Annotated in this window: 8 protein-coding genes; 3 read left to right on the top strand and 5 right to left on the bottom strand. The window is 69.8% G+C overall.

Features of this window, described 5'->3' with window-relative positions; translation table 11 throughout:
• Nucleotides 1-4: 4 nt before the first annotated feature.
• From ACGFNN_RS28980 to ACGFNN_RS28960, 5 genes are all read right to left on the bottom strand, one after another.
• Nucleotides 5-676: a FadR/GntR family transcriptional regulator gene (locus tag ACGFNN_RS28980; protein WP_365098293.1), complete on the bottom strand. Its 672-nt coding sequence runs from the start codon at nucleotides 674-676 to the stop codon at nucleotides 5-7.
• 99 nt (nucleotides 677-775) lie between these two features.
• Entirely contained in the window at nucleotides 776-2386 is a 1611-nt protein-coding gene (locus ACGFNN_RS28975) for an FAD-dependent oxidoreductase (RefSeq protein WP_393560268.1), read from the bottom strand.
• A gap of 12 nt (nucleotides 2387-2398) precedes the next feature.
• Nucleotides 2399-3925 carry a glycerol kinase GlpK gene (gene glpK, locus ACGFNN_RS28970; protein WP_393560266.1) on the bottom strand — a complete coding sequence of 509 codons (1527 nt, stop codon included), beginning with the start codon at nucleotides 3923-3925 and terminating at the stop codon, nucleotides 2399-2401.
• 40 nt (nucleotides 3926-3965) lie between these two features.
• Entirely contained in the window at nucleotides 3966-4757 is a 792-nt protein-coding gene (locus ACGFNN_RS28965) for an MIP/aquaporin family protein (RefSeq protein WP_362552152.1), read from the bottom strand.
• A 264-nt stretch (nucleotides 4758-5021) separates the two neighbouring features.
• Nucleotides 5022-5804, bottom strand: coding sequence for an IclR family transcriptional regulator (locus ACGFNN_RS28960; RefSeq protein ID WP_393560510.1), 783 nt, complete (start codon nucleotides 5802-5804; stop codon nucleotides 5022-5024).
• A 222-nt stretch (nucleotides 5805-6026) separates the two neighbouring features.
• Between ACGFNN_RS28960 and metH the strand changes: the two genes are divergently transcribed.
• The 3 genes from metH (at nucleotide 6027) to ACGFNN_RS28945 (ending at nucleotide 12299) form a co-directional block, all read left to right on the top strand.
• Nucleotides 6027-9539 carry a methionine synthase gene (metH, locus tag ACGFNN_RS28955; protein ID WP_393560264.1) on the top strand — a complete coding sequence of 1171 codons (3513 nt, stop codon included), beginning with the start codon at nucleotides 6027-6029 and terminating at the stop codon, nucleotides 9537-9539.
• A 137-nt stretch (nucleotides 9540-9676) separates the two neighbouring features.
• Entirely contained in the window at nucleotides 9677-10375 is a 699-nt protein-coding gene (locus ACGFNN_RS28950; protein ID WP_393560263.1) for an HAD family hydrolase, read from the top strand.
• A 331-nt stretch (nucleotides 10376-10706) separates the two neighbouring features.
• The gene (locus ACGFNN_RS28945; protein ID WP_393560261.1) at nucleotides 10707-12299 is read left to right on the top strand and encodes an ABC transporter substrate-binding protein; all 1593 of its coding nucleotides are present in this window, start codon (nucleotides 10707-10709) and stop codon (nucleotides 12297-12299) included.
• Nucleotides 12300-12442 lie beyond the last annotated feature (143 nt).

The following is a 12442-nucleotide window of genomic DNA, read 5'->3' as shown; positions in this document are numbered from 1 at the left end:
GACCTCACAGGGTCGAGCGGAGCCACTGCTCGATGCTCGCCACGTGCACCGTCGCCCAGGACCTGGCCGCCTCCGCGTCGCGGTCCCGCATCGCGGCCAGGATCGCCCGGTGTTCGTACAGGGTGCGGCTGACCGCGTTCTCCTGCGTCAGCCCCCGCCACACCCTGGCCCGTGTGGTCGGGCCGGACAGGCCGTCGAGCAGCGAGCAGAGGACCGAGTTGCCCGAGCACCGCACGATCCCCCGGTGGAACTCCAGGTCGGCCGCGACCAGGGCCTCCACCGAGGGATCGGTGCCGAGCGCGTCCAACTGAGCTTCAAGAGCGTCCAGTTGTTCGTCCTCGATGCGCAGCGCGGCCATGGCCGTGGCCGCCGGTTCCAAGATCCGGCGGACGGCGAAGAACTCCAGCACCGTGTCGTCGCGGTGGAAGTCCACCACGAAGCTCAGCGCCTCCAGCAGGAGCTGGGGATCCAGACTGGTGACGTAGGTGCCGTCGCCCTGGCGGACGTCGAGGATCCGGATCAGCGACAGCGCGCGCACCGCCTCACGCAGGGAGTTGCGTGACAGCCCGAGCTCCGCCGCGAGTTCGCTCTCCTTGGGGAGACGGTCCCCGGGGGCCAGGGCACCCGAGACGATCATTTCCTTGATTCTCTCGATCGCTTCGTCGGTGACGGCCATGAGGGGCCTCCTCGCACACAAGACATCCGATGTATCGCCTCATTATGCGGGCAGGGGCGGTGCGAGGCCGCACACCGCCCCTGATCGCGGCCCGGGCCGTCAGCGACCCTCGGCCAGCATGCCCTCGACCCCGGCCCGGATCTCGTCCGTGGCCAGGCCCCGGATCGTCAGGGTGGTCCGGCGGCGCAGCACGTCGTCGGCCGTCGTGGCCCACTCGCGGTCCCGCGCGTACGCCACCTGCGCCCAGATCTCCGGGGCGTCGGGGTGGATGCGCTCGGCCAGTGCCGGGTTCTCGTCCGCCAGCCGGGCGATCTCGAAGGAGAGGGAGCCGTAGTGGGTGGCCAGGTGGCGGGCCGTGTCGGCGGGCATGCGCGGCCCCGGGGTGCCGCCCTCGGCGAGCAGCCTGTGCGCCACCGCGTCCGGGTTGGCGATACCGGGGAGCGGTACCTTCCGCGGCAGCCTGGCCATCGGTTCCATGTCCTCGGCGAGGGGGCGGCCGGGCAGCTCGGCGAGCTTGTTCATCACCGTCCGGCCGATGTGGCGGAACGTCGTCCACTTGCCGCCGGCGACCGACAGCATCCCGCCGCGGCCCTCGGTGACGACCGTCTCCCGCTTGGCCTTCGAGGTGTTACCGGGTCCGCCGGGCAGCACGCGCAGGCCCGCGAAGGAGTACGTGATCAGATCGCGGGACAGCTGCTGGTCCCGGACCGAGAACGCCGCCTCGTCGAGGATCTGCGCGGTGTCCTTCTCGGTGACCGCCACATCGCCGGGATCGCCCTCGTACTCCTCGTCGGTGGTGCCGAGCAGCAGCATGTCCTCCCACGGGAGGGCGAACGTGATCCGGTACTTGTCGATCGGTGTCGCCAGCGCGGCCCTCCACGGGCGTGTGCGCCGCAGGACGAGGTGGGCGCCCTTGGACAGGCGGATGGAGGGAGCCGCGGCGGGGTCCTCCATCTTCCGCAGATGGTCGACCCACGGACCGGTGGCGTTGAGCACGAGCCGGGCGTCGACGCCGAACTCCGTACCGTCCTGACGGTCCTTCAGCTCGGCGCCGGTGACCCGGCCCCGGGTGAACCTGAGCCCGGTCACCGCCGCGTGGTTGAGGACGACCGCGCCCGCGTCCACGGCCGCGCGCACGGTCATCAGCGCCATCCTGGCGTCGTTCATCTGGTCGTCGCCGTAGACCGCGACCGCCTTGAGCCCGTCGGTACGCAGCTCCGGTACGTCCCGGGCCGCCCGGGACGGGCTGATCACATGCCCGACGCCGTCACCGAAGGCGGACAGCGCCGAGTAGGCGAAGACCCCCGCACCGAGCTTGGCGGCGCCGTGCGGACCGCCCTTGTAGACGGGCAGGTAGAAGGTGAGTGGGTTGGCGAGGTGCGGGGCGACCTGGCGGGAGACCGCGCGCCGCTCGAAGTGGTTCTCGGCGACCAGCTTCACCGCACCGGTCTGGAGGTACCGCAGGCCGCCGTGGAGCAGCTTGGACGAGGCGGAGGAGGTGGCGCCGGCGAAGTCGCCGGCATCCACCAGGGCCACCCGCAGTCCGGACTGCGCGGCGTGCCAGGCGGTGGAGATGCCCAGGATGCCGCCGCCGATCACCAGGAGGTCGTACGTCGCCTTCGAAAGCCGTTCCCGGGTCTCGGCGCGGCTCCGGAGGGAGCCGGAGGCCGGATGCGTCCCGAGAGTCGGGACGCTCTGCAGGGTGGTCATGTCGATTGCTCCTCAGCTCTCGTCGTCGATCCAGCCCATGGTCCGTTCGACGGCCTTGAGCCAGCTCTTGTACTCGCGGTCACGGGTGGCCGCGTCCATGCGGGGTGTCCACTCGGCGGCGCGGCGCCAGTTGGCGCGCAGCGCGTCGGTGTCCGGCCAGAAGCCGACGGCCAGGCCGGCGGCGTAGGCGGCGCCGAGGCAGGTCGTCTCGGCGACCATGGGGCGCACCACGGGCGCGTCCAGGAAGTCGGAGAGCGTCTGCATCAGCAGGTTGTTGGAGGTCATGCCGCCGTCGACCTTGAGCGCGGTGACCTCGACGCCGGAGTCCTTGGTCATGGCGTCGCTGATCTCGCGGGTCTGCCAGGCGGTGGCCTCGAGCACGGCACGGGCGATGTGCGCCTTGGTGACGTACCGGGTGAGGCCGGCGATCACGCCGCGTGCGTCGGGGCGCCAGTAGGGGGCGAACAGCCCGGAGAAGGCGGGTACGAAGTACGCCCCTCCGTTGTCCTCGACGGAGGAGGCCAGCGTCTCGATCTCCGCCGCGGACTTGATCAGGCCCATCTGGTCACGCATCCACTGGACGAGCGACCCGGTGACGGCGATGGAGCCCTCCAGCGCGTACACCGCCTTCTGGTCGCCGATCCGGTAGCCGACGGTGGTCAGGAGGCCGTTGTACGAGTTCACCGGGGTGTGGCCGGTGTTGATCAGCATGAAGGTGCCGGTGCCGTACGTGGACTTGGCCTCGCCCTGGGCGAAGCAGGTCTGCCCGAACAGCGCCGCCTGCTGGTCACCGAGGGCCGAGGCCACCGGGACACCGGCGAGCACGCCGCCCTTGGCGGTGCCGTAGACCTCCGCGGAGGACCGGATCTCGGGGAGCACGGCGGCGGGGATGTCGATGGAGCTGAGGATCTTGTCGTCCCACTGCATGGTGTGCAGGTTCATCAGGAGGGTGCGCGAGGCGTTGGTGACGTCCGTGACGTGCACGCCGCCGTCGGTTCCGCCGGTGAGGTTCCAGATGACCCAGGAGTCCATGGTGCCGAAGAGGATGTCGCCGCGTTCGGCGCGCTCCCGCAGGCCCTCCACGTTGTCCAGCAGCCAGCGGACCTTCGGGCCGGCGAAGTACGAGGCGAGGGGGAGACCGGTCTCGCGGCGGAAGCGGTCCTGGCCGACGTTGCGGCCGAGCTCCTTGCACAGGGCGTCGGTGCGGGTGTCCTGCCAGACGAGGGCGTTGTGCACCGGCTCACCGGTGTGCCGGTCCCAGAGCAGCGTGGTCTCACGCTGGTTGGTGATGCCGATCGCCTTCACGTCCGCGGCGGTGATGCCGGCCTTGACGACCGCGCCCGCGACGACCTCCTGGACGTTCTCCCAGATCTCCTTGGCGTCGTGCTCGACCCAGCCCGGCTTGGGAAAGATCTGCTCGTGTTCCTTCTGGTCGACGGAGACGATCCGGCCGTCCTTGTCGAAGACGATGCAGCGGCTGGAGGTCGTGCCCTGGTCGATGGCCGCGATGAACGGGCCGGTGGTGTGTGCGTCGGTCACGGTTGGCTCCCGGAGTCTGTGTGGTGTGGAGAGGTGCGTCTCAGGCGAAGGCGAGGTTGTAGAGTCCGCCGGCCAGTGCCGCCCCGATGAGCGGTCCTACCACCGGTACCCAGGCGTAGCCCCAGTCCGACCCGCCCTTGTTCGGCAGTGGCAGCAGGGCGTGCACGATGCGCGGCCCGAGGTCGCGGACCGGGTTGATCGCGTAGCCGGTCGGGCCGCCGAGCGAGAGGCCGATTCCGACGACCACCAGAGAGGTGATCAGGGCGCCGAGCGCGCCGAGGCCGTTGCCCTCGTCGTTGAGGCCCTGCGTGAGGATGGCCAGGATCAGCACGAAGGTGGCGATGACCTCCGTGACCACGTTCTGCACCGCGTTGCGTATCTCCGGGCCCGTGCTGAAGATTCCGAGCACGGGACCGGCCTTCGGGGCGGCGGACCGGTCCACCAGCCCCTCCTCGGGCGGCAGGTCCTTCACGATCTCCGGATCGGTGAGGTGCGCGTGGAACTGTCCGTAGTAGACGGCCCAGACGAGCACGGCACCGATCATCGCTCCGAGCAGCTCGGAGGCGAGGTACAGGGGTACGTCGCTCCAGGCGGTGCCGCCCTGGATCGCCAGGCCGATCGTGACCGCCGGGTTGAGATGCGCGCCGGAGACGCCGGAGGCGATGTAGGCGCCGGTCAGCACGGCGAACCCCCACCCGAAGGTGATGGCGAGCCAGCCGGCGTTCTGCGCCTTGGAGCGCTTGAGCGTGACGGCGGCACAGACACCGCCGCCGAGCAGGATGAGTATGGCGGTACCGATGGTCTCGCCGATGAAGATGTCGGAGCTGGACACCCGCGACTCCTTTGTCCTTCGTCCAGGGGAAGGCGAAACACCGGGTCCCTCCGGTGGATCGCGCCCCAGATGGGTACCTCTGGAAGAGCAGGCACCCCACCTGTAGGGCTTGACCGGCCCTCGGCACTGTCACACCCTAACGCGTATTGCCGTTAGGTGTTCGACAATGCCGACCGGTGAACGGTCATGCTTCTCCCCGAACGTGAGTGCGTCAAGGGGTGTGTGACGCGCGACTCGATCGTTACCGGCGCCGTGGGCGCTCGGTCAGAAGCGTCCCGCGCCCAGATCCCGCGACACGGCGCGGGCGCAGTCCCGTACGGCCGCGACGAGTTCGGGGCGCAGTTCCCCGCCGGGGCACACGCGCTCCACGGCGCCCGTCACCGCCACGGCGCCGACCGGCATCCTGCGCCGGTCGTGGATCGGGGCCGCCACCGCGGCGACGCCCTCCCAGGTCTCCTCCACGTCGGAGGCCCAGCCCTGGGCCCGGACCAGGTCGAGCAGCGACTCGAACTCCGCGTCGCCCGTGACGGTCCGCGGCGTGAAGGACCGCCGTTCCGTCTCGGTGGCCTCGCTGTGCGCGACGGGGTCGTAGGCGGTGAGCACCTTGCCGAGCGCGGTGGAGTGGAGCGGCTGCATCGCGCCGACCTCGAGCACCTGGCGGCTGTCGTCCGGCCGGAAGACGTGGTGGACGATCAGCACGCCGTGCTGGTGCAGGACGCCCAGGTGGACGCTCTCGCCGCTGGACCGGGCCAGGTCGTCGGTCCATACGAGCGCGCGGGCCCGCAGCTCGTGCACGTCGAGGTAGCTGTTGCCCAGCCGCAGCAGTTCGGCGCCCAGCTGGTAGCGGCCGGACGCGCTGTCCTGCTCGACGAAGCCCTCGTGCTGGAGGGTGCGCAGGATGCCGTGCGCGGTGCCCTTGGCCAGACCCAGCGACGACGCGATGTCCGACAGTCCGAGCCGGCGCTCGCCGCCCGCCAGCAGGCGCAGCATCGCCGCTGCCCGCTCGAGCGACTGGATGTTCTTCGCCATCGCGCCGTACTCCTCCACTCGGTTCGACAATGCTGAACACTATCGGTCGATGTCGACCTCTGTCCGGTGGCGCGCGCAATATGCGTCACGCCGCGAGCCGGCCCGTTCACCGCACAGCATGCAGTCCGCCCCGTGGGACGCGTCGACCGGCCCGGACGCCTCCCGGCTACGCTGGCCGCGTGCCCCCCTCCGCAGAAGGGGGCGAAGCCGACAGCCGTCGCATCCCAGGGAGAACATTCCATGGCCTCGTCGCCGACCCCCACAGCTGACAGCCGGAACCGAGCCACCGCGCTCCGTGAGGCGCTCGCCACCCGGGTGGTGGTGGCCGACGGCGCGATGGGCACCATGCTCCAGGCCCAGGACCCCACCCTCGAGGACTTCGAGAACCTCGAGGGCTGCAACGAGGTCCTGAACGTGACCCGGCCCGACATCGTCCGCTCGGTGCACGAGGAGTACTTCGCGGTCGGTGTGGACTGCGTCGAGACGAACACCTTCGGAGCCAACTCCTCCGCCCTGGGCGAGTACGACATTCCCGGCAGGATCCACGAGCTCTCCGAAGCCGGCGCCGCGATCGCACGCGAGGTCGCCGACCGCTTCACCGAGTCCACCGGTCAGCAGCGCTGGGTCCTCGGCTCCATCGGCCCCGGCACCAAGCTGCCGACGCTGGGACACGCCCCGTACACGGTGCTGCGCGACGGCTTCCAGCAGAACGCCGAAGGGCTGATCGCCGGCGGCGCCGACGCGCTCATCATCGAGACCACCCAGGACCTCCTGCAGACCAAGGCCGCCGTGCTCGGCGCCAAGCGGGCGCAGGAAGCCCTCGGCACCGACCTCCTGGTGCTGTGCTCGCTCGCCTTCGAGACCACGGGCACCATGCTGCTCGGCTCCGAGATCGGCGCCGCGCTGACCGCCCTCGAACCGCTCGGCGTCGACATGATCGGCCTGAACTGCTCGACCGGCCCCGCGGAGATGAGCGAGCACCTGCGCTACCTCACCCGCCACTCGCGCATCCCGCTGCTCTGCATGCCGAACGCCGGTCTGCCCGTCCTCACCAAGGACGGCGCCCACTTCCCGCTCGACGCGGAGGGCCTGGCGGACGCCCAGGAGACCTTCGTCCAGGAGTACGGCCTCTCGCTGATCGGTGGCTGCTGCGGTACGACGCCCGAACACCTGAGGCAGCTCGTCGAGCGCGTCCGCGGCGCCGAGCTCACCGCCCGCTCCCCCCGCCCCGAACCGGGCGCCGCCTCGCTCTACCAGAGCATCCCCTTCCGCCAGGACACCTCGTACCTCGCGATCGGCGAGCGTACGAACGCCAACGGGTCCAAGAAGTTCCGTGAGGCCATGCTCGACGCCCGCTGGGACGACTGCGTGGAGATGGCCCGCGACCAGATCCGCGAGGGCGCGCACATGCTCGACCTCTGCGTCGACTACGTGGGTCGCGACGGTGTCGCCGACATGGAGGAACTGGCGGGCCGCTTCGCCACCGCCTCCACGCTGCCGATCGTGCTCGACTCCACCGAGGTGCCCGTCCTGCGCGCGGGGCTGGAGAAGCTCGGCGGCCGCGCCGTGCTGAACTCCGTCAACTTCGAGGACGGCGACGGCCCCGAATCACGCTTCGCGCAGGTCGCCGGCCTGGCCGCCGAGCACGGTGCCGCGCTGATCGCGCTGACCATCGACGAGGAGGGCCAGGCCCGTACCGTCGAGCACAAGGTCGCCATCGCCGAGCGGCTCATCGAGGACCTCACCACCAACTACGGCATCCGTGAGGAGGACATCCTCATCGACTGCCTCACCTTCACCATCTGCACGGGGCAGGAGGAGTCCCGCAAGGACGGGATCGCCACGATCGGGGCCATCCGCGAGCTGAAGAAGCGCCACCCCGACGTCCAGACCACCCTGGGCCTCTCCAACATCTCCTTCGGCCTCAACCCGGCCGCCCGTGTCGTCCTCAACTCGGTCTTCCTGGACGAGTGCGTGAAGGCCGGCCTCGACTCGGCCATCGTGCACGCCTCCAAGATCCTTCCGATCGCCCGGCTCGAGGAGGAGCAGGTCAAGGTCGCCCTCGACCTGATCCACGACCGCCGGGAAGAGGGTTACGACCCCCTGCAGCGCCTCATGGAGCTCTTCGAGGGCGTCAACATGAAGTCGATGAAGCAGGGCAAGGCCGAGGAGCTCCTCGCGCTGCCGCTGGACGAACGGCTCCAGCGACGCATCATCGACGGCGAGAAGAACGGCCTGGAGGCCGACCTCGACGAGGCGCTGGAGACCACCCCCGCCCTCGACATCGTCAACAACACCCTCCTGGAGGGGATGAAGGTCGTCGGCGAGCTCTTCGGCTCCGGCCAGATGCAGCTGCCCTTCGTGCTCCAGTCCGCCGAGGTCATGAAGAGCGCGGTGGCCTACCTCGAGCCGCACATGGAGAAGACCGACGACGACGGCAAGGGCACCATCGTCCTGGCCACCGTCCGCGGCGACGTCCACGACATCGGCAAGAACCTCGTCGACATCATCCTGTCCAACAACGGCTTCAACGTCGTCAACCTGGGCATCAAGCAGCCCGTCTCCGCGATCCTGGAAGCAGCCGAGGAGCACCGCGCCGACGTCATCGGCATGTCCGGGCTCCTGGTGAAGTCCACCGTGATCATGAAGGAGAACCTCGAGGAGCTGAACCAGCGCAAGCTGGCGGCCGAGTACCCGGTGATCCTGGGCGGCGCCGCCCTCACCAGGGCCTACGTCGAGCAGGACCTGCACGAGCTCTACGAGGGCGAGGTCCGCTACGCCCGTGACGCGTTCGAGGGCCTGCGCCTCATGGACGCCCTGATCGCGGTCAAGCGCGGGGTGCCCGGGGCGGCCCTCCCCGAGCTGAAGCAGCGCAGGGTGCCCAAGCGGGACACGGCGGTGACCGAGGTGCGTGAGCCCGAGGAGGGCGTGCGCTCCGACGTCTCCGTCACCAACCCGGTCCCCGAGCCGCCCTTCTGGGGCACCAGGGTCGTCAAGGGCATCCAGCTCAAGGAGTACGCCTCCTGGCTCGACGAGGGAGCCCTCTTCAAGGGCCAGTGGGGGCTCAAGCAGGCCCGCGCCGGTGACGGGCCCACGTACGAGGAGCTCGTGGAGCGGGAAGGGCGGCCCCGGCTGCGCGGCTGGCTCGACAAGCTCCACACCGAGAACCTGCTGGAAGCCGCCGTGGTCTACGGCTACTTCCCCTGCGTCTCCAAGGGCGACGACCTGATCCTGCTGCACGAGGACGGCTCGGAGCGGACCCGCTTCACCTTCCCGCGCCAGCGCCGCGGCCGGCGCCTCTGCCTTGCCGACTTCTTCCGCCCCGAGGAATCGGGGGAGACGGACGTGATCGGGCTCCAGGTCGTCACGGTCGGCTCGAGGATCGGCGGAGCCACCGCGGAGCTGTTCGAGGCCAACTCCTACCGGGACTACCTGGAGCTGCACGGCCTGTCCGTGCAGCTGGCCGAGGCGCTCGCCGAGTACTGGCACGCGCGTGTCCGCGGCGAGCTCGGCTTTGCCGGGGAGGACCCGTCCGACGTCGAGGACATGTTCGCGCTGAAGTACCGCGGAGCCCGTTTCTCCCTGGGCTACGGCGCCTGCCCCGACCTCGAGGACCGGGCCAAGATCGCCGATCTCCTGGAGCCGGAGCGGATCGGCGTGCAGCTCTCCGAGGAGTTCCAGCTGCACCCGGAGCAGTCCACCGACGCCATCGTCATCCACCACCCCGAGGCGAAGTACTTCAACGCACGGTAGAGAGCCGCTCGACGCGCGGTGACGCCACGCTGCGCATCGAGCGGGCACAGTCGTAGACTGGTCGGTCCAGTGCAGGCCGGTCGCCGTTCCCACCGGGAAGGCGGCCGGCCTTCTCGTCCCTCATGGAGGTGTGCCGGATGACCAGTACGGTCCCCGCGTCCCTGATCCGTACGGCCGAAGGGTCGGCGCTGCAAGCGGTGCTGCTCGACATGGACGGCACACTGGTCGACACCGAGGGTTTCTGGTGGGACGTGGAGGTCGAGGTCTTCGCCGACCTCGGTCACCGGCTCGACGAGGCATGGCGTGACGTGGTCGTCGGCGGGCCGATGACGCGCAGCGCCGGGTACCTCATCGAGGTCACCGGCGCGGACGTCGCCATCGAGGAGCTCACCGTCCTGCTGAACGACCGCTTCGAGAAGCGGATCAGCCGCGGTGTCCCGCTGATGCCGGGCGCCTCCCGGCTGCTCGCCGAACTCTCCGCGCACAAGGTGCCTACCGCCCTCGTCTCCGCCTCGCACCGGCGGATCATCGACCGGGTGCTTGACTCGGTCGGGCGCCACCACTTCGCGCTCACCGTCGCGGGCGACGAGGTCACCCGGACCAAACCCCACCCCGAGCCCTATCTCGCCGCCGCGGCCGGCTTCGGGGCGGACCCGTGGCGGTGCGCCGTCGTCGAGGACACCGCGACCGGGGTCGCCGCGGCGGAGGCGGCGGGCTGTCGTGTCGTGGCGGTGCCGTCCGTGGCGCCGATCGCCCCGGCGCCGGGGCGGGTGGTGGTGCCCTCGCTGGAGCAGGTGGATCTCGCGTTCCTGCGCGGACTCGTCGCGGACGACTGACGTCCGACGGGGACGGGGGCCGGGAAATCCCTCCCGGCCCCTTTTGGTCGAAATATCAGGTCCATGTCAACGTGTCGGTCATTTCGGATCAGTGACGTTCGTCACTCGACGTGACGCCCGTGGGCCTGGCGAGTCGGTCGTAATGCCCGATCCGGGCGGTCTTACGTCCGCTTTCGAGAGGTGATGCACGAAACATTCCCGGACGTGACGTGGACAACCCGTCATCGATGATCACCCAGTGGATACGGGGCCGAACCGGCCCGGTAGGGCCCTCCCGCGGCGGCCATTAATCTCGGTTTGCTCGCATGCCGTACTGAGGGAGAACGTCCAGATGAACCGCAAGACGCTGGTGTTGCCGGCCGTAGTGGGCCTGCTCGCGCCCGTGCTCGCCGCCTGTGGCGGGTCGGACGACGGGGGCGATGCCATCGTTGTCGGGACCACGGACCAGTTTGTCGCCTCGAAGGACGCCCCGGCCCCGCTCGACCCCGCCATCGGTTACGAGGCGGGCGTGTGGAACGTGCTGCGGCAGACGGTGCAGACCCTGACCCACATACCGCGTGGCGGCGGCGCACCGGCCCCGGAGGCCGCCAAGAGCTGCGCCTTCACCGACACGGAGAACGAGAGCTACCGCTGCACCCTGCGTGACGGCCTCACCTTCGCGGACGGCACCCCGGTCACTCCGGAGGACGTCAGGTACTCCATCCAGCGTGTCCTCGACATCAAGGACGAGAGCGGTCCGATCGGCCTCCTCGCCAACATCGACACGATGGAGACCAAGGGTGACAAGGAGATCGTCTTCCACCTGAAGACTCCGGACGCGACCTTCCCCTACAAGCTCGCCACGCCGCCCGCCGGCATCGTCCAGAAGGACAAGTACCCCGCGAAGTCCGCGCGCGAGGGCTTCCAGGTCGACGGCTCGGGCCCGTACACCATGAAGCCCGAGGTCGAGGGCGACCAGGTCACCAAGGTGGTCTTCACCAGGAACCCGAAGTACAAGGGCGACCTGAAGGTCAGCAACGAGAAGGTGGAGCTGGACCTCTTCCCCGACGCCGCGGCGATGGGCAAGGCGCTCGACGACAAGAAGATCGACATGATGACGCGCACCATGTCGCCCGAGCAGGCCCAGTCGATGCTGGCCAAGCCGAAGGACGGCGTCAAGCTGACCGAGATGCCCAGCCTCGCCATCAGCTACCTCGCCTTCAACACCGACGACCCCGCGGTGAAGGACAAGGCCGTGCGTCAGGCCATCGCCCAGGTCATCGACCGCGGGGCCGTCGCGAAGTCGGTGTACGGCAGCACGGCCGAGCCCCTCTACTCACTCATCCCGTCGGGCATCACCAGCCACACCACCTCGTTCTACGACCGCTACGGCGAGCCCAGCGCCACCGAGGCCGCGAAGATCCTGGACAAGGCGGGTGTCAGCACCCCGGTGAAGTTCACCCTGCACTACACGACCGACCACTACGGTCCGGCCACCAAGGCCGAGTTCGAGACGCTCGCCAAGCAGCTCAACGCCTCGGGTCTCTTCCAGGTCGACGTCAAGGGCACCCCGTGGGCCGAGTACCGCCCCGCCCAGATGAAGGGCGACTACGCGGTCTACGGCATGGGCTGGTTCCCCGACTTCCCGGACGCGGACAACTACACCGCGCCGTTCCTCGACGAGAACAACTTCCTCAACTCGCCGTACCGGTCGTCCGTCGCGGAGAACACCCTGATCCCGCAGTCCCGCAGGGAGGCCGACCGGAGCGCCGCGAGCCCGGCCTTCGACAAGCTCCAGGACATCGTCGCCGAGGACGTCCCCGTCCTTCCGGTCTGGCAGGGCAAGCAGTACGTCGCCTCGCTCGACGGGCTGACCGGTGTGGAGTGGTCGGTCAACTCCTCGGCCGACCTCCAGCTCTGGGAGCTCGGGCGCGGCGACTCCTGACCCGTCACACCTCATGGAAGAACCGGCGCGGGCCCGGGGCACGCCCCCGGGCGCGCCCGGGGTTACCAGACCGCGCACAGGGCGCCCGGCCGCACCCGGCCGGGGTGGGACGGGGTGGGCGCGGCCGGCCAGGGGGGGGCGCG

The organism is Streptomyces sp. NPDC048590 (assembly GCF_043199535.1).
Lineage (GTDB): Bacteria > Actinomycetota > Actinomycetes > Streptomycetales > Streptomycetaceae > Streptomyces.
The sequence above is the reverse complement of the archived record's forward strand: the minus strand, read 5'-3'. Positions and strand labels throughout refer to the sequence as shown.

Excerpts from the sequence above, each read along its gene's own strand:
- ACGFNN_RS28950 (WP_393560263.1), top strand. The coding sequence starts at position 9,677 with ATGACCAGTACGGTCCCCGCGTCCCTGATCCGTACGGCCGAAGGGTCG.
- ACGFNN_RS28975 (WP_393560268.1), bottom strand. The coding sequence starts at position 2,386 with ATGACCACCCTGCAGAGCGTCCCGACTCTCGGGACGCATCCGGCCTCC.
- ACGFNN_RS28980 (WP_365098293.1), bottom strand. The coding sequence starts at position 676 with ATGGCCGTCACCGACGAAGCGATCGAGAGAATCAAGGAAATGATCGTC.
- metH (WP_393560264.1), top strand. The coding sequence starts at position 6,027 with ATGGCCTCGTCGCCGACCCCCACAGCTGACAGCCGGAACCGAGCCACC.
- ACGFNN_RS28945 (WP_393560261.1), top strand. The coding sequence starts at position 10,707 with ATGAACCGCAAGACGCTGGTGTTGCCGGCCGTAGTGGGCCTGCTCGCG.